The sequence below is a fragment of the Planctomycetia bacterium genome, assembly GCA_021413845.1.
In the GTDB taxonomy this organism is placed as follows: Bacteria; Planctomycetota; Planctomycetia; order Pirellulales; family PNKZ01; genus PNKZ01.
Genome location: JAIOPP010000021.1, coordinates 122456 through 145142 on the forward strand (window position 1 = coordinate 122456; position 22687 = coordinate 145142).

General features: G+C 62.5%; 19 protein-coding genes. 7 read left to right on the forward strand and 12 right to left on the reverse strand.

Translation table 11 applies throughout. The features are described from left to right. The first annotated feature begins 7 nt into the window (after positions 1-7). The 5 genes from K8U03_04700 to K8U03_04720 are packed head-to-tail and all read left to right on the forward strand — an operon-like array spanning position 8 to position 6531. A complete protein-coding gene (locus K8U03_04700; protein MCE9604186.1) occupies positions 8-1192 on the forward strand; it encodes an NPCBM/NEW2 domain-containing protein in 1185 nt (394 codons plus the stop codon). Beyond that, entirely contained in the window at positions 1192-3084 is a 1893-nt protein-coding gene (locus tag K8U03_04705) for a trypsin-like peptidase domain-containing protein (protein MCE9604187.1), read from the forward strand. The genes K8U03_04700 and K8U03_04705 overlap by 1 nt, the downstream gene beginning before the upstream one ends. Before the next feature lie 8 nt (positions 3085-3092). Then, the gene (locus K8U03_04710; protein ID MCE9604188.1) at positions 3093-4160 is read left to right on the forward strand and encodes a S1C family serine protease; all 1068 of its coding nucleotides are present in this window, start codon (positions 3093-3095) and stop codon (positions 4158-4160) included. A 17-nt stretch (positions 4161-4177) separates the two neighbouring features. Then, positions 4178-6160, forward strand: a complete 1983-nt coding sequence (locus K8U03_04715; GenBank protein MCE9604189.1) for a PDZ domain-containing protein — start codon at positions 4178-4180, stop codon at positions 6158-6160. Continuing rightward, complete coding sequence (locus tag K8U03_04720) at positions 6160-6531, forward strand: hypothetical protein (protein ID MCE9604190.1); 372 nt, start codon at positions 6160-6162, stop codon at positions 6529-6531. The genes K8U03_04715 and K8U03_04720 overlap by 1 nt, the downstream gene beginning before the upstream one ends. 14 nt (positions 6532-6545) lie before the next feature. Here K8U03_04720 and K8U03_04725 read toward each other — a convergent pair whose 3' ends face one another. Both K8U03_04725 and K8U03_04730 read right to left on the reverse strand, forming a co-directional pair. Further along, positions 6546-7469, reverse strand: coding sequence for a hypothetical protein (locus K8U03_04725; protein MCE9604191.1), 924 nt, complete (start codon positions 7467-7469; stop codon positions 6546-6548). A gap of 180 nt (positions 7470-7649) precedes the next feature. Continuing rightward, a complete protein-coding gene (locus K8U03_04730) occupies positions 7650-8183 on the reverse strand; it encodes a hypothetical protein (protein MCE9604192.1) in 534 nt (177 codons plus the stop codon). Between the two features lie 145 nt (positions 8184-8328). Here K8U03_04730 and queG point away from each other — a divergent pair, with 145 nt between their 5' ends. Further along, a complete protein-coding gene (gene queG, locus K8U03_04735; protein ID MCE9604193.1) occupies positions 8329-9465 on the forward strand; it encodes a tRNA epoxyqueuosine(34) reductase QueG in 1137 nt (378 codons plus the stop codon). Positions 9466-9518: 53 nt separating this feature from the next. Here queG and K8U03_04740 read toward each other — a convergent pair whose 3' ends face one another. The 9 genes from K8U03_04740 to K8U03_04780 form a co-directional block, all read right to left on the reverse strand. Beyond that, the gene (locus K8U03_04740; GenBank protein ID MCE9604194.1) at positions 9519-10616 is read right to left on the reverse strand and encodes a tRNA-dihydrouridine synthase family protein; all 1098 of its coding nucleotides are present in this window, start codon (positions 10614-10616) and stop codon (positions 9519-9521) included. 215 nt (positions 10617-10831) lie between these two features. Next, positions 10832-11407 carry a helix-turn-helix domain-containing protein gene (locus tag K8U03_04745; GenBank protein MCE9604195.1) on the reverse strand — a complete coding sequence of 192 codons (576 nt, stop codon included), beginning with the start codon at positions 11405-11407 and terminating at the stop codon, positions 10832-10834. 840 nt (positions 11408-12247) lie between these two features. Continuing rightward, a complete protein-coding gene (locus tag K8U03_04750; protein MCE9604196.1) occupies positions 12248-12925 on the reverse strand; it encodes a hypothetical protein in 678 nt (225 codons plus the stop codon). A gap of 85 nt (positions 12926-13010) precedes the next feature. Beyond that, the gene (locus tag K8U03_04755) at positions 13011-13847 is read right to left on the reverse strand and encodes a TPM domain-containing protein (protein MCE9604197.1); all 837 of its coding nucleotides are present in this window, start codon (positions 13845-13847) and stop codon (positions 13011-13013) included. A 119-nt stretch (positions 13848-13966) separates the two neighbouring features. Next, positions 13967-17620, reverse strand: coding sequence for a chromosome segregation protein SMC (gene smc / locus K8U03_04760; GenBank protein ID MCE9604198.1), 3654 nt, complete (start codon positions 17618-17620; stop codon positions 13967-13969). Between the two features lie 51 nt (positions 17621-17671). Continuing rightward, positions 17672-19537 carry a flagellar basal body P-ring protein FlgI gene (locus K8U03_04765; GenBank protein ID MCE9604199.1) on the reverse strand — a complete coding sequence of 622 codons (1866 nt, stop codon included), beginning with the start codon at positions 19535-19537 and terminating at the stop codon, positions 17672-17674. Between the two features lie 194 nt (positions 19538-19731). Beyond that, positions 19732-19983: a membrane protein insertion efficiency factor YidD gene (gene yidD, locus K8U03_04770; protein ID MCE9604200.1), complete on the reverse strand. Its 252-nt coding sequence runs from the start codon at positions 19981-19983 to the stop codon at positions 19732-19734. A 5-nt stretch (positions 19984-19988) separates the two neighbouring features. Continuing rightward, the gene (gene rnpA / locus K8U03_04775; GenBank protein ID MCE9604201.1) at positions 19989-20408 is read right to left on the reverse strand and encodes a ribonuclease P protein component; all 420 of its coding nucleotides are present in this window, start codon (positions 20406-20408) and stop codon (positions 19989-19991) included. 45 nt (positions 20409-20453) lie between these two features. Continuing rightward, positions 20454-21428: a DnaJ domain-containing protein gene (locus K8U03_04780; GenBank protein ID MCE9604202.1), complete on the reverse strand. Its 975-nt coding sequence runs from the start codon at positions 21426-21428 to the stop codon at positions 20454-20456. A 290-nt stretch (positions 21429-21718) separates the two neighbouring features. Between K8U03_04780 and K8U03_04785 the strand changes: the two genes are divergently transcribed. Then, positions 21719-22372: a hypothetical protein gene (locus tag K8U03_04785; GenBank protein ID MCE9604203.1), complete on the forward strand. Its 654-nt coding sequence runs from the start codon at positions 21719-21721 to the stop codon at positions 22370-22372. 65 nt (positions 22373-22437) lie between these two features. Here the strand turns inward: K8U03_04785 and K8U03_04790 are convergent. After that, positions 22438-22687: hypothetical protein (locus tag K8U03_04790; protein ID MCE9604204.1), on the reverse strand; the 250-nt coding region annotated here is incomplete at its 5' end.

The following is a 22687-nucleotide window of genomic DNA, read 5'->3' on the forward strand; positions in this document are numbered from 1 at the left end:
CGCATTCATGCTGAACTTCATCGCCCTCGCGCTGCTGGCCGCCGCCCCGGAGTTTCAAGCCGTCGGTTCCGACGGCTCGAAGTTTCGCGGAGAGCTTACCGAGTTCACCGGCGAGAAGGCCGTGTTCCGCACCAGCGAAGGGGAACGAAGCATCCCGACCGGCGGGCTCGTACGCATGATCCCGAGCGAAGCTTCGACCTCGATGGTCGGCACCGCCGTGGTTTGGGTCCGGATGCTCGACGGCACCCGTTTCGACGCCGTCTCCTACCAAGTCGCCGGCGGCAAGGCGACGATCTCGTTCGGCAAAGGGCTCGACATCGTCGTCCCGACCGCGACCATCCATTCCGTGCGACTGAAAGAGCAACCGCAAGCGATCGCCGAGCAGTGGAACGCGATTTTGAATCGCCCCGCGCCGGCCGATCTGATCGTGATCCGCGAAGAGACTTCGATCGATTACCTCGAAGGGGTCTTCGGCGACGTGACTGCCGACTCGGTGCAGTTCACGCTCGACGGCGAAGCGATTCCCGTCAAGCGCCCGAAAGTCGAAGGGCTGGTCTACTATCACCCCAAGGCTCCGACGCTCGAAGGCCCGTTCTGCGTCGTGACCGATCGAGCCGGCTCGTCCATTCAAGCCGCGCGCACGACGCTCGCCGCCGGCCGACTTAAGATCACGACGCCAACCGGTGCCGAGCTGACCCTGCCGCTCGAGCGTGTGAACGCGATCGACTTCCCGGCCCGTTATTTGAGCGAGATGAAGCCGGAAGCGTTATCGTTCGAGCCGTTGGTCCGCGAGCCGCGCATCGTCGCCGAGAGCATCGGCGCGCGCTACCGTCCCCGATTCGATCAAGCCATGGAGCCCGGCCCCTTGCGGCTCGGCGGGCGCGAATACTTTAAGGGGATCGCGCTGCACAGTCGTTCGAGCGTGACGTTCCTGCTGCCGGAGCCGTTCGTCAAACTGACGGCGATCGCCGGCATCGACGACCGCGTCCGCCCGCACGGCAACGTCTTGCTCACGATCCACGGCGACGATCGGGTGTTGCTCGAACGCAACATCACCGGCGCGGAAGAACCGCTGCCGATTTCTCTCGATCTTACCGGCGTGACCCGTTTGAAGTTCACCGTCGACTTCGGTGCCGATCGCATCGACGCAGGCGATTACTTAGATCTCTGCGATCCGAGGTTGTTTCAATGATGTCGTCACGCCGTCGGATGATGATCGCGAGCATGCTCGCGGCTTGGGTTGCCGTCGCCGATTTCGGCGCCGTGCCCGCGGCCTACGGAGACGTCGAGCGCGACGTGCTGGATGCCGAGGCGGCGCGAGTCGCCGTGATGGCCGAGGCTCGCAGCAAGACGGTCGCGATCTTCCCGCCGGAAGGAAACGGCGGCGGTTCCGGCGTGCTCATCTCGGCCGACGGCTACGCCTTGTCGAACTTCCATGTGGTGAAGGGCTCGGAAAAGTTCATGAAGTGCGGCCTGAGCGACGGCCGTTCGTACGACGCCGTCGTCGTCGGCATCGATCCGGTCGGCGACGTGGCCCTCATCAAGATCTTCGGCCGCGACGACTTCCCCCACGCCGAGTTCGGCGACAGCGATGCCGTGCGAACCGGCGATTGGGTCTTCGCTTCCGGCAATCCGTTTCTGCTCGCGCACGACTTCAAGCCGACCGTCACCTACGGCATCGTGTCCGGAGTGCATCGCTATCAATATCCCTCCGGCACGCTGCTGGAATACGCCGACTGCATCCAAACCGACGCCTCGATCAATCCCGGCAACTCCGGCGGCCCGCTCTTCGATGCACAAGGAAAGCTGATCGGCATCAACGGCCGCGGCTCGTTCGAGAAACGCGGGCGCGTGAACGTCGGGGTCGGCTATGCGATCTCGATCAACCAGATCAAGCACTTTCTCGGCTGCCTGAAAAGCGGCCGGATCGTCGACCATGCTACGCTCGGCGCGCGCACCGCGTCGGACGCCGACGGCCGTGTGATCGTCGCCGACATTCTGGAAGACAGCGATGCTTGGCGGCGCGGGCTGCGTATCGGCGACGAGATCACGGAGTTCGGCGGGCGGCAAGTCCGCACGGTCAACGCCTTCAAAAACATTTTGGGAATCTTCCCGCAAGGTTGGCGCGTACCGGTCACCTATCGCAACAAAGGGACGTCTCACAAGACTTTCATTCGGCTCGCGGGTGTCCACGATATCGAAGACCTAATCGAAAAAACGATGGGCAAGGCCGAACCCGAGAAAGGTCTCCCCCCCGGCCCGCCGAAGCCGCCGGAAGAGCCGGGCCCGAACGACAAGCCCGACGAGAAGAAGCCGAAGGACGGCCCCGAAGAGCAACCGAAAGAGGGCAAGTCTCAAGAAGATCATTTGCCGAAGAAGTTTAAGCTGCCGTTCCAAAAGTCGGACGCAGGTGAAGAGATCGCGGTGCCCGAGATCGTGAAGAAGCACTACGCCGAGAAGCGCGGCTTCGCGAATTACAAATTCAACGAGCATGAGCGCGACCGCACCTGGAACGCCCTCTCCCGTTCGATGCAACCCGCCGCTAGTATCGGCGGCACCTGGACGATCGAAGCGGAGCAAATCTCCGGAGGGGCCGCGGCTGCGAAATCGAACCTCACGATCACGATCGGCGACGCGTTGGTCGAATATCGGCTCCCTTCCGGCGCGGCGACGCTGCCGGTCGGCGGTTCGTTTGCCGGGGCAGTCGATCCGCAAGGAACCGGCGGCTTGCTCGCCGCCCTCTCGCTCTGGCGGCGGCTCATCGTGCTCGGCCCGACGCGCTTCGGCGACCTACGCTACGAAGGGGCGTTTTCCTTGCCGGGCCTGCCCGACAACTACGACGTATTGCTCGGCCGGCAGGCCGGCGTGGCCTGCCGCTTCTTCGTCGACCCGCGCAGCGGCGATCTTGTGAGCGTCGAAATGCAAGCCGACGACGAGCTGGATCCTTGCGAGCTTTTCTTCGCCGACTATCGGGAACAGAAGGGACGACGCTTACCGACGCGCATCGAGATCCGCCACGGCGATGCGACGTATGCCGTCGTCGTGCCGCGTGAATGGAAATTCTCGCCGGAGGCCGCGAAATGATCCGAGTTATGACTAACGCCGATGGGACATTTCGCCGCGCAGTGCTCTTTGCGGCGTGTTTCCTATTCGCCACGGGCGGAGCGCTCGAAGCGGCGCCGCTGCGCGAGGTGATTCGCGGGGCGCAGCCGAAGATCGTCAAAATTCAAGGGGCCGGCGGCTATCGGGGGCTCGAAGCCTATCAAAGCGGATTCCTGTTCTCCGCCGACGGCTACATTCTCACCGTAATGAGCTACGTGCTCGACACCGATTACATCACCGTCACGCTCGACAACGGCCGGAAGTTCGAAGAAGCGAAGCTCGTCGCTTCCGATCCTCGCTTGGAGTTGGCGGTACTCAAGATCGACGGATCCGAGTTGCCACACTTCGACCTTGCCGCTGCGACGACGGCCGACTCCGGCACGCGCGTCTTAGCGTTCAGCAATATGTTCGGCGTAGCGGTGGGTGATGAAGAAGCGAGCGTGCTGCACGGCGTCGTCAGCGTCGTGACGAAGCTCAACGCGCGACGTGGAGCGTTCGCCACTCCTTACGACGGCCCGGCGTATATCGTCGATGCGATGACGAATAATCCCGGAGCGGCCGGCGGAGCGCTCGTCGACTATCGGGGCAACCTGCTCGGGATGCTCGGCAAAGAGCTACGGCATACGCAGTCGAACATTTGGCTCAACTTCGCGATCCCCACTTCGGAGCTGCGCGAGACGGCCGAAGCGATCCGCACCGGCAAGTATGTGCGCCGCGCGCCGGAAGAACGAGTCGCCAAGCCCGACCAACCGCAAACGCTCGACCTGCTCGGGATCGTGCTGGTGCCCGACGTCTTGGAGCGGACGCCGCCGTTTATCGATGCCGTCGTGCCGGGCTCTTCCGCCGCGATGTCCGATGTCCGGCCCGACGATCAGATCTTGTTCATCAACAATCGCATCACGCAATCGTGCGCCGCCGTGCGCAACGAATTGGATTTCATCCACCGCGTCGATCCGGTGAAAGCCACTTTGCTGCGGGGGCAGGAGTTGATCGAAGTGACGCTTCGCGCGCCGCTCCGCAGCTCGACTTCGGCAGCTGCCGCGGAGAAAACACCGTGAGCTTGAATCGCGTTACCATGCCTGTTCGCTCGACTCTGCTCGCGGCGATTTGCTTCTTTGGCGCAGCAAACGCGCCTGGTATCTCCCATGCGGCCGAAGACCTGTCGCTCCGCGAAGAGGCTGCGTTCCGCGCGGCGGCGGCGCAGGTGTCCCCGTCGGTCGTCGCGATCGAAACCGTCGGGGGTTTGGATACGCTCGGCGAGTTGCTCGTCGGCACCGGTCCGACCGGCGGGCTCGTCGTGTCCGACGACGGCTATATTATTTCCAGCACCTTCAACTTCGCGCACAAGCCGGCGTCGATCATCGTGAGCCTCAACGACGGACGCCGCGCTCCGGCGAAGCTCGTCGCGCGGGACGAAGTACGCAAGCTCGTGCTGTTGAAGATCGACGCGCAGAAGCTTCCCGTAGCGCAAACCGCTCCCGAGTCGGATATCGCGGTCGGCATCTGGTCGATCGCGTTGGGCCGCGCGTTCGAGCCGGAGAAGCCGAACGTCTCCGTCGGCATCATCAGCGCCGTAAATCGAATCTGGGGCAAAGCGATTCAAACCGACGCGAAGATTTCGCCGGCGAACTACGGCGGTCCGCTGGTCGACATTCGGGGGCGCGTGCTCGGCGTGCTCGTGCCGTTGTCGCCGAACGAAAAAGAAGATCAGTCGGGAGTCGAATGGTACGACTCGGGCATCGGCTTCGCCGTGCCGATGGCGCATATCGAGCGGATCTTGCCCCGGTTGAAAAAGGGGGAAGACCTGAAAACCGGCCTGATCGGCGTTAGCTTTCGGGGGAAGAACGTCTACGCCGATCCGCCGATTATCGCTCGGGCCCGCGCGAATTCTCCCGCGTATCTAGCAGGGCTGCGTAAAGGAGATCGGATTCGGGCCGTCGAAGGGAAGCCGGTCGACTTGCAAGTGCAGGTGATGGAAGCGATTCAAAGCCGCTACGCCGGCGATAAGCTTCGTGTCTCGATCGCGCGCGGTCCCGACGGCAAGGAAACTTTCGATCGCGAACTGCCGCTCGTCGATCATCTCGATCCCTACAAGCGACCGTTTCTGGGTTTGCTCGCCGAGCGCAGCTCGCCCGCAGCGAACGAAGGGAAAGTCGTCGTGCGGTACGTGTACGAAGATTCGCCGGCGGCGCTGAAGGGAATCAAAGTCGGCGACGTCGTCCAAGCGATCAACGGAGCGGCGATCAAGGACCGCGACGCGCTCCGGCTTGCCGTTGCCGAATCGGAAGCCGGCAAGCCGCTCAAGCTCGAGCTGCAACGAGCGGGAGAGAAAGTCCAAGTCGAGCTCGAAGCCGCGCCGCAGCCGGAAACCGTCCCCGCGAAACTTCCGCAAGCAGCGGGCGAGCCTGCGGCCGGCGACGACGGGGCCGAGCCGAAGGGCGTGAGCGTGAAATTCGCCGAGCATAAGAATGAGTGCAAGCTCTACGTGCCGGAGACCTATTCGGAAAAGCACCCACATGGGCTGGTGCTGTTGCTGCATCCCGAAGGTGGTTTTCAAGACGCCGAGCTCGCAGCTCTCGTGAAGCAGTGGATGCCCCATTGCCGGCGCGATGGTTTGATGTTGCTCGTGCCGAGCGCCGCCGGCGAAGAAGGCAAATGGGCGGCGGCCGATCTGGAATTCATCGGCAAGGTGATCGATCGGGTCGCCGAAGGCTACGCGGTCGATCCGGGGCGCGTCGTTGCGCACGGCGTTGAAGAAGGAAGCCTCGTCGCTCTGCGCACGGCGGCTCAATTCCCCGAGCGCATTCGTGCCGCGGCGGTCGTCAACAGCCCTTCGCTCGCCGCACCGATCGAGGAAGATCCGGCCCATTCGATCGCCTACTACGTGGCGACCGTCTCCGACTTCCAAGCCAAGACGCGCATCGTCGCAGGCATCGAGCTTCTACGAAAGCAATTCCTGCCCGTCACGGTTCGCGAGTTGCCTCCGCAAGCCAATTATCTCGATGCCGAGCAACTCTCCGAGTTGGTGCGCTGGATCGATACGCTGGATCGGATCTGATGGCTGAAGACTCCGCAGCAAAGCAGGAAGCGAAACGCCGCCGCATGATTCTCGGCGTCCTCACGGGCATCATGGCCCTCATGGCGCTCTGGCTGAACGTGTTCGATCGCGCGACGGGCGACACCTACGCGGCGCTGCAATCCGGCAGCGTGCGCATGACGGCCGTCCTCGCCGTCCTCTGGCTCGCCCTTCCCGACACGACGAAAGGCCCCGGCGTCTGGATCTTTCTCGGCGCCCTCGTCTTCGCGGTTGCGATGCTCTCGCGCGCGGGGAAGCTCGGGTTCAAGGCCGTCATTCCGTTGATCGCGATTCTGAGCGCGTTGGCGTTCCTGCGCAAGTTCACAAGCGCGCTGACCGGCAAGCCGCGGTAGCGACGGCTTTTGCTCTAGCGCCGATCGCGCTGCGGCGTCACGCTCGCGGCGGTGTACGACGGTAGCGAAGTCCCCCCGCCGCCGGCTTCCAATCGCCCTCGAACGGAAACGAAATCACCGTTGCGGAACCCGTTCACAGGGCTCGTCGGCGAAAGCACGACTACGCCGCCGACCTGATCGGGCCGCTGCCCCGGCTCGACGTAGCGCAGGATCCACCGGCTATCGGCTGCGGAATACTCGAGCCGGCCGTTGAGCTGCGAATAGGCCGCGTCGAACCCAAAGGCCGGCTCTTGGCCCGGCAGCGTGGAGTTGCGCACGGTGGCGGGATCGATTCCCGAGGAGATCGGCGCGCTCGGCGCAGCGGCCGGCTGAGTGTAGCTTTGTTGTGTGGCGCGTCCGGCCCCTTCGGCGGTCTTCGGTTGCGACGTTCGGCCCGCGACCGGCAAGTCCATAATGTCGACCCCTCCGCGCGCGGCGCCGGTATACGTGCCGGAGTTGCCGGCCGAAGCAGACGGCGTCGACATAGCCGACGGCTCGACGATGCGAATCGATTGTCCGCCGGAGACTCCGTTCGACGGAATGCTCGAAGGCGCGATCGGCGCTGCGCCGCTCGTGCCGGTGAAGCGCGCCGGGGTCGACGAAGGATTTACGGTCGCCGGTTGCGCGGGAGTCGTGAACGGGTTCGGCGGCGTCGCGCCGGTGCTATTGTTCGAGTTGAATCCGCCCGGCGGGCTGTAGATCGAGCTGCCGGTCGTCGAGGTATTCAGCGTGGGAGGCGCGGCGGGATAGTTCCATGCGCCGGGGGGCTGCGCTCCGACGCTGCCGGTCGGCGGTGCCGGAACTTTCGTGCGCCCGAGAAACGGATCGAGCGCGGCAGGTCGGTTCTTGCAACCGCTGCACAAACTCAACAACATCGCCAGCGCGAGCAAGCGCCCCATAACTCGAACTCCGCTAAAACACCACGCGGCGCAACTCGGCCCTGCCGATTCGCCCTACGAAGGGGTGCTAGAGTAGCGAAATCGGGACGAGCGCCTAGAGCGGTCGGAGCGGAGCGACGACCGAAGACGGACGCCGGCACTGCTTCCCGGCCTGCCGATTTATGAACGCTCCCGCTGCCGTTAGCGGCCGAGCTTAGTTGCCGACGCGTTCAAGATGGTGCGCTCGAAGTGCGGGTTCACGATGCGGTGCGGCACGGCCGACGCCGATTTATCGGCTTTCGAAGCGGCACCGACGCCTCCCTTCGAGTTCGCCTTCGGCGGCTTGAAGCCTTGCAACGGTCCCGCCTTCGGCGAAGGGGAAATAACGGGTGCCGGCGTCGGAGCGCCATTCGGCGCGGTAGGTCCGTTCGAGCCGCTAGCCGAAGGAAGCTGTTCGATAAACGGATTGACCACCATCTCCGGTCCGGCCGGCGCGACGTCAGGCGTTTGCACGATGCCCGGATAAGCGAACGGGCTGTAGCCGAACGTACGCGGCACGGCACGGCTGTAGTACACCGGTGGGTGCAACGCGAAGTACGGCAGGCGATCTTGATCGTAGACCGTGTAGACGTTGCGGCCGTAGAACTGCGGATAGCCCATCCATCCCCATTGCGCATGGGCATCGCCGGGAGCGAAGATGGAAAGCAGGGCGGCAAGGACGAGGGCACGCGACAAGTTGCGGATCATAGATGCACCCAAGAGGCGATTCGTGTAAAGTCGATTGTTGGTTTCGGAAGAGTCGAGTCGACGGCCGAAACGGCGACGGTCTGCCGTAGGCCGAACCGGTGATTTTCGTACCGTATCTTCCAGGCTAATCCGAATGACCGGCCCGACAACTGGAAAACGGCCGAGTTCGACCGGCGGACGAGCACCGAACACTTTGAAACCACCCCTTTCGCCCCCATTCGACGTCGCCGCGGAGCACGCCTCGACGTTGACCGTGAAGCTAAAAAACGAGGCCGAACGGCTCGGTTTCAGCCTCACGGGGATTGCGCCGGCCGTCGCGCCGACCGGTTTCGAGCGGCTCCGCCAATGGCTCGCCTCGGGCTACGGCGGCACGATGCACTATCTCACGGAGCGCGAATCAGCCTATGCGCATCCGAAGCATGTACTCGAGGGAGTGCGGAGCATCGTCGTTCTCGCGATCGGCTATCGCACCTCGGAACCGGTGCCGATCGAGCCCGGGCAAGGTCGGGTCTCGCGCTATGCGTGGGGGAACGACTACCACGACTTGATCCACGATCGGCTGCATTCTTTGGCAGACTTCTTGCGCGCGAGCGTGCCGGGAGCGCGCGTGCGCGGCGTCGTCGACACCGCGCCGCTGCTGGAGCGCGAGTTCGCGCAACTCTCCGGGCTCGGCTGGATCGGCAAGAACACCTTGCTGCTCAATAAGCAGTGGGGGAGCTACTTCTTTCTCGCGGCGCTGCTCACCGACCAGGAGCTCGCGTACGATGCTCCGCACGAAACCGATCATTGCGGCACCTGCACGGCTTGCTTAGACGCCTGCCCGACGCAAGCGTTCGTCGCGCCGTATGTGCTTGATGCGCGGAAGTGCCTGAGCTATACGACGATCGAACTACGCGACTCGATTCCCGAAGAGCTCCGTGCGGGCCAGGGGGATTGGGTCTTCGGTTGCGACGTCTGCCAAGACGTTTGCCCGTGGAATCGCAAAGCGCCGATCGTCGACGAGCCGGAGTTCCGGCCGCGCGACGTTTCGCATCCGCTGGACTTGATCGAGCTGTTCGATTTAGACGACGCCGGCTTTCGCCAACGATTTCGGCATACGCCGCTGTGGCGCTCGAAACGACGCGGAATTCTGCGCAACGCCGCGATCGTACTGGGGAATCAACGCTGTATCGACGCTATTCCGACACTCACGAAAGGCTTGGCCGACGAGGAGCCTCTGATACGCGAGGCTTGTGGTTGGGCGCTGGAACGGATTTCCGCGAAACCGTAAGCGACCTGACGGTTTCCGAGTCAAACGCACTATAAAGCGACTCGCAACTTGCGTTACCCAATCTCGCAGGTCGTGTCTTCCGGCGATTCATCGGGGTGATCCGGCGGGTACCGGCCCGGCAGGTCTTCCGAATAGTATTTGTCGAGGACTTGCTGCAACTGTTCCGTGCAAGAAACCGCGATGAAGGCGTTGCGAACTTCCAAGGCTTGCGGGTGCAGCCGCGAATACTTGATGCCGAACTTGCGCATCTGCCGCCCAAAGTGGTTGCTGCCGTAAATGCCTTCGGCCAAGCGATAATGCTCGTGAATGATTTCGCGCTGCGCAAACACGCTCGGCGGCGGGGGCAGCGGCAACCCGGCGGCCAGCGCTCGGCATTGCTCGAAGATCCACGGATTGCCGATGCAGCCGCGCGCGACCGTCACGCCGTCGATGCCCGTCTGACGGATCATGTCGAGGCAGGCCTGCGCCGTGAACAAGTCGCCGCTGCCGATCACGGTGCGCGAGCCGGCGTGGCGTTTCACTTCCGTGAGGAATTCCCAACGGCTCGGGCCCACGTAGCGCTGATGGACCGTGCGACCGTGGACCGTGATGGCCGCTACGCCTCGAGCGAACGCGCCGTCGAAGATCGTGAAGAAGTTGTCGCGGCTTTGCTGTGTGTCGTCGAGCCCGCGTCGCATTTTCACCGAGACGGGAACGTGCGGCGGCACGACATCGCGCACGCGCGAGACGATCTCGAGCGCCGTGTCGGGCGTGCTCAAGAGAAAGCCGCCGCGACAACGCCCGAGCACCTTCTTCACCGGGCAGCCGAAGTTGATGTCGACCACGTCGAAGCCGGCGGCGACGAGCTCCAGAGCGGCCGCTGCAAACTGGTCGGGCTCGCTGCCCATGAGCTGGCCCGCGACCGGATGCTCGCCGGGGTCGACCTGGAGAAATCGCTTTTTCAGCTTGTTGCCGGCTTCGAGAATCAGCTTGTCGAGCACCACTTCGCAGAGCGTATACGAAGCCCCGAGCTTACGCGCGATGACGCGCATCGCCATGTCGCTATAGCCGCTCAAGGCCGCTTGGACGATGGGGAACCCGATGTCGACGGACCCGATCGCGAGATGCGGTAAGAGGAGCGGCGGCGATGCTAGATATGGAGCTGGATTCATCCCAGCGATTATAACAGATTGCGACGGGCGGATTGAGGGCTCGCGAAACCGCAAGCGGACCACGACGCGGCACGGCTGAATTGTAAACTCTCTAAACTGACCGCTGCCGCCAAGGCGCGTCTTCTGCTAGCGCAAAAAAAAAATCGCCACGGGGGTCACCGTGGCGATTTTTAAGATGTCTTCTAATCGGCGATATCGAACTAATTTCGGACTACTTAGCGGACGAGTTCCTTGCGGCCGCCGATCAGCGTGCGGAGGCGTTCCGCGAGCAGAGCAGCGTCGAAAGGCTTCTTGAACGTTTCGTTGATCGTCGAGCGATCGATGCCCGCCGTGTTGCCGTCGTCCGGCAGCAAAGCGATCAAGATCGTTTCGGCGTACTCCGTATTGCGACGGAGATTTTGGCAAATTTGGAGGGCCTCGGTTCGACCGATCGAGAAGTCGACCACGATGCTATCCGGATGGAAACTCTCGGCTTGGATACCGGCTTCGAAGCCGGACGCCGCGACCGATTGCTTAAACGATTTTTCAACCGGCAGTTCACGCTTCAGATTCTCGATGAGGATCTGATCTTGACTGACGATGAGCACCTTGGCCATCGCTTCGTCTTCCAAGTCGCCAAGGGGCATACCATGCTCCTTGAGGAACTTGATCAGGTACTCACGAGGAATCCGTCGATCCTGCGAGCCAGGGATGCGGTATCCCTTGAGCCGGCCGGAATCGAACCACTTACTGACGGTGCGGGGGGCCACTTTACAGATCTTAGCGACCTGTCCCGTAGTGAATACCTTCATCGCACGCTCTCCCGTTGTCTATACGCTGTTTGGTTTATGGAGCACGCGCCGCTGTTGCGTTGTTTGCGGCACATGCGGTCCCTTGCTTGCGGTCGGCGGTATCGGGGCATGCCCTTTGTGTCCGTGGGTGGTTCGGAACACAAACCGCAAACAACTGGGTTGGGACCCTTCTCGCTTCGGGTGTTGGTGTTGTCGGCTCGGTCTCGGTTTCGAAATCGAAACCTCGGCCAAGAATCTCATTCGGCGACTTCGGCATTCGGAAACCAAAGAAACGGTGCGCGACCTTTCAGGCTTGTTACAGCCCGCAGATTACGGAGCTTCTCAGGCGACCGGCAGCACTGTTGCCCGGCGAGGCAAGGTCAGAGGGGAGCAGCCACAAGACACACCGAACGAGCGCGCGGGATTGCGCTCAATCGATGCAAGCACGAATACGCTTGGCTGACGGCAGGTTCCCCCCTGCAGTCTCGTTTCAAGAGGGCCGCTTCTTGCGAAGCCGCACTTTCAAAACATGACCTTCCGTAAGTTACTTTCGATTGCGGACGGGGGTTTACTTTAGAAACATTTGCCGCGTGTAAGGAACATCGCGGTCCGCAGCGTCGTGACGAGCGATTCCGCCGCAGTATTTACGGCAATAATGAGGGTTCGGACCATTGTGGATATTTTTGCGAAGCTACCGATCAACCGGCCGGAGCGATCGGAAATATCCGGCTGGCAGCACCGCTCTGGATCGAAAACGACGATTTTTCCGATTATTCCGGCGCAGGAGAAGCGCTGAGCACCGCACCCGACAATCGTTGCTCGTCGCGCAATCCAAGCCTCGGGTCGAACGAGCCCGCCGCGCTAGTCGATGACGATCAGCCCGTCATCCAACTCATTGACGTCGTCCGTAGCGCGCGGAAGGACGGCCGCCAAGCGATCGCCGGCGGTGCGAGCCACGTCGCAGATCGCGCCGATCGGCGATTGCTTGCGGAGCTCGGCAGTGAGTTGCCGGCACAGCTCGTCGAGCGCCGGTTGCCCGAGCTTTTCCAACACCGACTGATCGGCGATGATCGCGGCCATCCGTTCGAAGAGGGAAACATAGATCAATAGTCCCGACCCGCCGGCAGTGCGGTGAATGCGCTGGTCGAAGAATGTTTGCCGGGCCCGGGCAAATACTTCTTCCTGCATCTGCACCCTCGGCGTGAATAGCCGGCGCAGCGTCCACGACTTCGACCCGAGCACGGCACCGAGCACGAACCCAACGACGACCGCCGCCGCGAAAGCGGCGAGTTGCCAACCATGCGAGGTTTCGCTCCAACTGCCGAGCTCTTGTGCCGGCGTCGGCCAAACGAACCAAACGCCGGCCAGCAAGACCAGCGCCAGCCACAGCCCGACGACATCCTCCGGGCGATCGTAGCGACCGGAGGAACCGGCCACCGCGGCGACGACTTCGGCCGAGGTGCGCGACTCGGCGGCGGCGATCGCTTCGTTGACCCGATGGCGATCTTCGGCCGTGATCGTGCGACTGGGGAGTTTCATAGCGGGAGAGTTTCGTGAAGAGTCGTGAAAGGTTTAAGCCGGGAGATGGGTGCTTGCCCGGCATTGAGGTGAAGCGTGTGTCCGTTTACCAGTCGCCGGTCGCCCCTCCGCCGCCCGAGAAGCCACCATCGAACCCGCCGCCGGAATAGCCGCCACCTGAACTGTTTGAACTGCTATTCGAGAGCATTTGATAGAGGATCGTGCCGATGAGGCCGAACAACAGCCCCCAGCCGATCCAGGCCCAGCCCCCCGAGCCGCTGCGAATCAGCGAGATGATCGTGACGATTCCCACGATGCCGAGCACGATCACGAGCCATTGCGGAGGTCCGCTCGCCCCGCCCGTGGAACCGGTCGACGAATGAGCAGGAGCCGGCAACGTCAGGCCTCGCGCCATCTTGTCGAGTGCTTCGACACCGGCCAAGATGCCGCCGGGGAAGTCTCCTTGCTTGAAGCGGGGCACGATCTGCTCGCTCATGATTTGCTGCGCGAGCTTGTCTTGGTCGTGTCGCCAATGGTCTCCCAGTTCGATGCGGGCCTTGCGATCTCCTTTCGAAACGAGCAGCAGGATGCCGGTGTTCCAATCTTGGCCGTTCACTTTGGCAACACCGACGGCCCATTGATCGAATAGTAGATTGGCGAAGGTTTCGATCCGCATCCCCTCGCCGCCGTGATTCGCCATCTTGTCGATCGTGACGACGATGATCGGCGTCGCTTTCTCGGTGAGCAGCTTGTCGCCGATCTGCGTGATCTTCGCGATCTCGGCCGGCGTGAGCAGGTGGGCTTCATCGCGCACGAATTCCCGATCGCCGGGCCGATCGAGCGTGATCTTGCCGGGCTCGGCCAGCGCGACACCTACGGACGGCCCGCAATAAGCCGCGACGAGCGCGACCAGGAACACAAGCACGCGTTTGCGATGCGACATGATTCGGAGCTCCTCGGCAGCGAAGCGCGAGATTCGAGAAAGCAAGCGATTCTCAGAGCGCTGCGATACGAAGATTATCCGGCAGACCGACGGCGCGGTCAATCGGCGGAGCGAGGCAGTCAGGCGGCGTCGGTATCGTTCGACGCCGCTGCGTCGCCGGACTTCGCTTCATCGCTCGCGCCACGACGTTCGATGATTTCGCCGTTGTCGCGCACGTCTTCGAAGCGAACCGCGACCCGTTTCGACACGCCGGACTCTTGCATCGTGACGCCGTAGAGGGTCGTCGCGCAGGTCATCGTCTTCTTCGAGTGGGAGACGATGATGAATTGCGTCCAGGCGAGGAACTCATGCAATACGCCGACGAACCGGCCGATGTTGGCTTCATCGAGCGCGGCATCGACTTCGTCGAGCACGCAGAACGGACTCGGCCGATATTGAAACACGGCCAACAACAACGCCACGCAGGTCAGGGTCTTCTCGCCGCCGCTCAGCAGCGAAATGTTGCGTGGCTCTTTGCCGGGCGGTCGGGCCAAGATCTCGATTCCGGCGTCGAGAATGTCGACCCCTTCTTCGAGGACGATGTCTCCTTGCCCGCCGCCGAAGAGTTTGCGAAACAAGATCTGAAAATAGCCTTTGACGGTGTCGAGCGTCTCGGCGAAGAGCCGCCGGCTGTCGGCGTCGATCTTCACGATGATCGCTTCGAGCGACTTCTTCGCCGAGGTCAGATCGTCGTACTGCTCCGAGAGCGACTTGAAGCGGGTCTCGAGTTCATCAAGCTCGTCGAGCGCATCGAGATTCACGTTGCCGATGTTGTTGATCTTGCGGCGCAGGTCGGCGATCTGGCGTTCGACTTCCTCGCGCTGTTGCTGTTCTTCGGCCGAGGCCGGAAGCTCGAGCGTCGCGAGATCGATCCCGTAATCGTCGCGAATCCGATCGGCGAGGTTCGCTCGTTCCATGCGCGTCGTCTCGACCGATAGCTCGAGCGCGTGCAATTCTTCTTGCAGGCCTCGCAGCCGGCTCCGTTCCTTCTGAGCGTGCGTGGCAAGGGTCGTCCGCTCGGAGCGCAACCCTTCTTGGCGCTCGACCTGCGCCGCCGCTTCACGCAGCGACGATTCCTTCACCAAGTACGCTTCCGCCGCGTTCCCTTCGGCACGCAAAATGTTGAACTCCGAGCTGCGAGTGCGCATCAAACACTCGGCCAAGTTCGCGCGGCATTCATCGAGGGCTCGTCGGCGCTCGGCTTGGTCTTGCTCATGGCGAATCTTTTGCGCGCGCAGATGATTGAGCCGCTCTTCGCTCGTCGCGAGTTCGATCTTCGCCGTGGTCAATAGTTCTTCGAGTTCGCGACGTTCCCCGGCCGACGATTCGAGCTGCGTCTTGAGATCCGAAATCTCTCCTTCAGATGTTTGTCGGTCTCCCTGCGCCGAGGCGATGCGCAGATCGACTTCGCTGCGACGCCGAGCCACTTCGCGCGCCTCGGCCGTAGCAGCTTCGGTTTCACGTTGCAGGGCCGACGCCTGGCCCGTCAGGTCTTCATGCTGCTGAGCCAACACCCGTCCGCGGCTTCGTTCATCGGCCACGGTTTGCAGCAAACCTCGCTCGGCGGAAACGAGCAGTTGCAATTCCGTTTCCCGTTCGGCGACACGCCCTTCGACGAGCTTCAACGCTTCGGCGGCGGCGGTGATTTCTTGATCGACCTCGATGATCTGATCGCGGAGAGCTTGCAACTCGCTCCGTCGCGAAACGAGCCCTGCTCCCGCAGCGCGGCGCCCGACGATCATTTCGCCGGCCGCAGTGGTGAGGTCTCCTTGTCGCGTGACGAAATCGAGCCACGGGAACTCGGCGCGCAATTCCAATCCGCGCGCCACCGACTCGACCAACCACGTCGAGCCGAGCAGCAAGCGGACCAAGCCGCGGTGCTCGAAGTCGCAATCGACGAGCAAGTCTAAACGCCCGACGACGCCGACCCGCCCCGCCGGCGAACTATCGGCAGCCGGGATCGCGACCGGCGGCAGCCCTTCGAGAAATAAGAATCCGACCCGACCATCGAGTTGCTGCGAGGCGAAAGCCGCGGCTGCGAGCGGACCGGTTTCGGCAGGGACGACGATGAACTGCGCACGCTCGCCGAGCACCGCATCGACCGCCGGAGCGGCATCGAACGGGGAGCGAATCAGGTCGGCTGCGAGACCGATGGTCGCTTGCAGAGGGCCGGCTTCTTGCTTCTCGCGGAGGCCGAGAATTTGCTTCACGCCGACTTGAAGCCCCTCGCGGCGGCGTTCCAAATCTTCGAGCAGATGCGAGCGTTCGGCCAGCGCCGCTTGCCGGCGGCGCATCTCGTTGACGCGCTCGGCGCTTTGCTGCAACTCCGACTGCAACGTCGCAATCTCGCCTCGGGCCGCTTGGCAAGCCGCCGAGGCCGAGGCGAGCTGCGCTTCCCAGGCACTGAGGCGCTCACGGTGTTCGGCAAGATTCGTCGTCGCGACGGCGAGGCGTTCGCTTAAGTCGGCGTGGCGAGCTTCGCGCCGCGCCGCTTCTTCGCGTTGCACGGCGAGCCGCGCACCGAGCATGGCGAGCTCACTCTCGGCGGCGGCTTCGGTCTGCTGTAGCTCGCGCATGTGGGCGCGGAGCCGTTCGAGTTGTTTTTCGGCTACGCGACGTCGGTCGTCGAGCGCCGTGCGGCGCGATTCGACCGTGGCGCGGCCTTCGGTCAACGCGGCGTATTGCGTTTGCGCCGATTCGAGAGCCGACGACGTTTCGACGACCCGAACTTTCTGGTCACCGGCTTTGCCGTGCAAGTCGCGCAGGTGCCGACGGTGTCGAGCAGCCTCTTCTTCCAACTCGCGACAGCGTTCCCGCTCGTGATGCATCACCGACTCATCGGCCGCGATGCGCTGCACGGCTTGCGAGCCACGACCTTCGACGACGCGCAACGAAGCCACGACGTCGCCGAGCCGAACATCGATTTCCAGCAGCCGCGCTTCGGCCGTATCGAGCTCGCGCGACAGGCTATCGCGACGCGTCGTCTTCTCCGCGACCAACGTCTCTTGCTCGACCAGCTTCTCGCTCATGCGCCGCCAATCGACCTGCGCGGTTTGCGTTCGCAGCTGTTGCAAGTGCTCGACGTGTTCTTGATAGCGGCGCGCTTTCGTCGCCTGATTGCGCACGCTCTTCAGCCGGTTCTCGACCTCTTCGACGATATCCTTCAAGCGGAGCAAGTTCTGGTCGACCCGTTCCAGTCGGCGGAGCGACTCCAACTTGCGGGCTTTGAAACGGCTGATGCCGGCCGCTTCCTCGAAAATGTTGCGGCGTTCCTTCGGCGACGACTGGAGCAAGACGTCGACTTTACCTTGCTCGATAACGCTATAGGCGTCGGTCGCGGCACCGGTGCCCGAGAAGAGATCGCGAATATCGCGCAACCGGCAGGGTTGCTTATTGATCAGATATTCGCTTTCGCCGTTGCGATACACGCGGCGCGTGATCGCGGCGTCGGGGGCGTCGATCGGCAGCCGCTTCGCGGAATTGTCGAAGACGAGGGTCGCTTCGGCGGCGTTCATCGGCGTGCGAGTGGCCGAGCCGTTGAAAATGACGTCGGTCATTTCCTTGCCGCGCAGGCTCTTCACGCTCTGCTCGCCGAGCACCCATTTAATGGCATCGACGACGTTCGACTTTCCCGAACCGTTCGGCCCGACGACGCAGGTGATTCCTTGCGAGAATTCAAAGCGTGTACGATCGGCGAAGCTTTTGAAGCCGACGAGTTCGAGAGCCTTGAGCATGCGGCGAACGCCGAGGAAAATCGGCAGCGTGAGGAATCAGCGGGGAGCGAATTACTTACTTGCCACTTTACCAGTAATTCGCTGCCAAAGGCTCGGGCCGGCCTCCTTCGAGTCCTGTTTTTCGTCACTTTTCGGCTCATCGGCGACGTTCGGCAGCCGATCACGCGGCTTTTGACGAGGAAATAAGTCAGGGGCCGGGGCACCGATGTAGATGCTTTTCGCTTCGGCCTTCTCGTCGTCCGCCGTGTCGCCGGACTTCGCCAAGGTGTCTCCCTCTCCCGTCGCCGGACTTCCCTTTGGCGCTTCCCGTTCGAATTCACGACCCGCTTGCGGGATGGCTTCCATTTCCAAGCGACCGGCCAGGGCTTTCGTGCCGCGTGCTTGTTGCAAGGCTTGCACGACGTCGGGATAGGTGCCGCCGAGATCGGCGATGGCGCGAATCATTTCGTCGATGCTCGTCGAAATAATCCGCTTCTGATCGGCCTCGCCCGCCACGTAGCGGCTCACCGAAAGATGGTCGGCGTCGATGGAATTGATCATGATTCTCGGACCGGCTTCGAGCGACACCGGCGGCACCAACCGCTGATCGCCGCCGAACAACACGATTTCCGGGCGAGCATTGCGGGTGAAGTGAACCATCGGCGGACCGGCGACCTTGAGCAAATGGTAGTGAAACTGATCGCTGATCGCTTCGTCTTTGATGAGTGCGTCGTTCTTGTTCATGGCCCATAAGCCGCGGAAGGCACCGTAGCGCGTTTCGGCGCTCGGAACTTCCAGCAAGTTCTTCAAGGCTTCGAAGGCATCGAAGTCGTCCATGGCGCCGAGCGCGGCGAGCGCGTAAGCGCGGAACGCCGGTTGGTCGCGGGCGACATCGCCCAAAGGCTGAGCCGCGACTTTTTCGTCGAGATAAGCCAGCGCCTCGGCCGAGTAGAAGCGGACTTCGACATCCGAAGCGGTGAGACCTTTCTTCAAAACCGGAATTCCGGCCTTGCCGATCGCTTCTAATTTAAGAGCCGCGGCCGACGAGGTGATCGGGTCGAGCAGATTGCGCTCTAAGACCTGCATCCGTGCCAATTCTTCGGCGGGGGTTTCCTTAATCGGCACCGAGCGGATCACGCGGACGAAGCGTTCGATGTTGTCTTTGTAGCGCGGGTGAACGGTGAGTTCGATGAACTCCTCGGTCTTCGGCTTCGCGACACCGACCTTCACCCCTTTTTCGTACACATGAAACCGCTTGTTGATCGCCGCGCCGACCAGCGAACTGACGGCTACGTTTTTGAATTTACCTTTGAGCGATAGTCCGAGCGGGCGCGTTACGGTCGAAACGCCGCCGCTTAACACACGGCCCCGGCCGACGAGCACTTTGTCGGATTTGGCGTCGACCGTCGGATCGACGAGCACCGGACCTTCGGCGAACGCCGCGAGTTCGCCTTCGTGTTGCGAGCCGCCGGCGGCGGTGAGCTCCGTGAGACGCGTCTGCATCAACCAACCGCCGCGTAAACCGGTGTTTTCGCTGCGCGTCGGCACTCGAACTTCGAGATCGAACTTGTCCCCTTTTTGAATGCCGGGACGAAGATATCCGCGGATCAGCACCAAGTCGGTCGCGTTCGACGCCAGAATTTGATTCGCGTTTTGAATCCCTTTGCGATGCATTTCGGAAAGCAACTTCGCACGCTCGGGCGAAGGAATCGGATCGCTTCCGGTGCCGGGCAGGTTCGTCACCAGGCCGACCGCTTCCAGCCGAACCGGAAACATTCCGAACGGCGCGGAGACATCGCCCACGAGTTGTCGCTTTTCGGAAAGCTCTTCGGATTTATCTTCCGGGCTTTGCGAACGAATCGACAGGCCGTTGCAACCGCCGAGCGAAATCGGCACAAGTGCGAGAACGACGGCGAGGCGCTGAACGAAAATTTTCATGGAATGCTCGCTCCCTAGCTGCCTGCGAGGCGATCGATGCGTAGGCTTCTGAGAAGCCGACGACGACGATGCCGCAGCGCTACGGACGTGAAACGGAGATGTGACGAGACGTGGGCGGGCAGAGTAGTGAGCCGCCGGCAAGCGGTCAATATGACTTGCGCACGCGATGCGAGCACCGCGCAACACGACGCCGGCTACGGCGGATCGTAGCCGCCGGGATGCCACGGATGGCAACGACAGATGCGCGCCACCCCCTTCGCGCCGCCGCGGAGCAGACCGTATTTTTCGACGGCTCCGATAAAATAGCGACTGCAAGACGGCTCGAAGCGACAAACCGGCCCGATAAGCCGGCTCAACGAGAGTTGATAGAGCCGCACGCAGCCGATCGCGGTCAATGCCGGCAAGCGCACTAGCAGTTTCGCCGTCGCGAGAAGTCGCTGTCGCATAACGGCTACGTCCGATCTCGCGGTTGCTTGGGAGAGCGCCGCTCGGGCGAACGGCGGCGCTCCAATCTCCGCGCCAAGTCGCCACCCAACCGCACGAACGACTCTGCCGCTTCCGGCATCGAAGGCGGCGCAACCGAGCGCGGCACGACGACGAAATCGACGCCGACTGGTAACTGCGCTACATGCAACCGGAAAGCCTCGCGTAAGACCCGCTTCCAACGATTGCGCACCACGGCTCCGCCTACTTTGCGGGAGACGGAGAGCCCGAGCCGAGAAAGCCCGACGTCGTTCTCCAAGCCGTAGACCACGAGCAGGCCGTCGGCTACGGAGACCCGCGCTTGATAGACGACGCGGAATTCGGCACCGGTGCGCAGGCGTCGATCGCTGCCGAAGCCGAGCGTCACGATGGTCGTCTTTCTTGGTATAGCGGCGTTTCTTAGCGTAACGGCGTTTCTTGTAACAGCGGTTCGCTACCAGTTCAAATCTTTGCGCGGCTCAAGCTTGTGCTTGGCTTCGATGCGCTCGATCGCGGCCAGTTCTTCTTCGGAATACTTATTCGGCAGCGCGATTTGCAACTCGACGAAAAGATCGCCGGCCGGCTTATCGGCGACGGCGACTCCGTGTCCTTTAATACGCAACTTCATCCCGCTCGACGCGCCCGCCGGGACGCGCAACGACACGGTTCCGGTCGGCGTCGGCACATCGATCTTTCCCCCGACGGCCGCTTCGCCGAGCGTGATCGGCAGCTTGACGTGCAAGTTGTCGCCGCGACGGTGAAAGTAGGGATGCGCCTCGGCGCGCACGACGACGTAAAGATCGCCCGCACCTCCTGCGCCGGGCTCTCCTTTGCCGCGCAGCCGGATCTTCTTTCCCTCTTCGATGCCGGCCGGAATTTTTACGACGAGCTCTTCGCTCTGCCCATCGGAACGCATCAACCGCAGCGGAATCTCGCCGCCGACGATCAACGTCTTAAACGGCACATGCACCTCGGACTCGACATCGGCCCCTTTGGCCCGAGCGCCGCGAGTGCGCCGGCCACCGGCCGCTCCGCCGCCGGCACCACGCCCGAATTGCCCGAACAGGTCGCCGAGATCGATCCCCGCCCCTGCTCCGCCGCCGCCGAACATCTGCGAGAAATCGAAGCCGGGTCCGTCGTCTCCGGCCGCTTCGGGCCCACCGCGCCGTGCCCAGGCTTGTCCCGGGCCGGGGCCGCTCGGGTTGATCTTGTCGAAGTCGGAGCCGTAGCGATCGAAGAGCTCGCGCTTCTTGGGATCGTTCAGCACATCGTAGGCCTGCTGAACTTCCTTAAACTTTTGCTTCGCGGCGTTGTCGTCGGGATGCAAATCAGGATGGTACTTCCGGGCCAGTTTGCGATACGCCTTCGTCAGATCCGCGGCCGATGCACTGCGCTCGACCCCGAGTATCTTGTAGTAGTCTTCGGCCATTGGGAAACATCGCTCTCTGCCGGCAGTACGGGCACCTTTGCTCCGCTTCCATTGTAGGTGGGAGGGCCGCGCGGCTTCAAGTGAGTGGGCGTTGCCGCTCGGCGGCACGGGCAACTTGTCTTGATGCGCGTGCGGAGTTCCGCTATATCCCGCCTCCCCTTCGTCCGCACACATCATTTCCGTTCATTTCCGAATCGAAAATTAGTGCCGAACATCGGCCGGTCCGGCGGTCCCTCGATCGTCGCTCCGGCACACGTCTTCGTTCGTCGCAAATCCTGAGGAACTCGATCATGCTCGCTTTGCGTCGCTGCGCGTACTTGGCGATTCTGCCGCTCTTCGTCGGCTGTGCGTCGATCAAACAATCGGACACGGCGCGAACGGGAGTCGAACAGTTGCTCGTTTCCAGCGCGATCGATCGTTCGCTCGATCGGGTCGATTTCCGTTCGATCTCCGGAGCTTCCGTGTACGTCGAACAGAAGTATCTTGAATGCGTCGACAAGAACTACGTCGTCGTCGCCCTGCACCAGCGATTGCTGAAGGCCGGCTGCACGTTGGTCGAGAAGCCCGACGATGCGAACGTCTGCGTCGAGATCGGCAGCGGCGGCGTCGGCACCGATCGGCAAGAAATGTTCGTCGGTATTCCGGAGATTCAACTCCCGATTCCGCTCCCGATCAGCATTCCGAAGATGGCGCTTTACAACCGCGTAAAATCCAACGGCACCGCGAAGCTCGCGGTCTTGGCCTACGACATCAAAACGAAACAGCCGGTCATCAACTCCGGCACGATGCTGGCCCGCAGCGATCATAAAGCCTGGAGCGTCTTGGGCACCGGCCAGATCGTGAGCGGCAACGTGCCCGCGGAGTTGGAGAAGGCGACAGGCGAGTCGGAGTCGCTGATGAAAGTCTCGAACCCCATCGCCGGCCGACCGACGACGGTGCGATAAAGCGGCAGGTTGCATCCGTTCATCGATTGCGCAGAAACGGGGGCATGACTGCCAGGGTTGTGAAGCTAGCTTTTCGGTTGTTTTGCTTGATCGAGGATTCGTTGTGTGGCGAGGTGGCCTCCTCGGGCTTTAGGACCGAGCGGAGCTACGGGCTGCGCGGGAGATTTCTTTTTATTGCGGGGTTCGGTGAAGTAGCGTTTCACGTCGACGGTTCGAGCCACATCGAGGAGTTGCGCGCGCCAGGCTTCGTCGTCGAGCTCGGCCGCGGCGCGCCAGTGCTTCGGCCCGATCGCGATCAGCATGCCGCGCGAGACT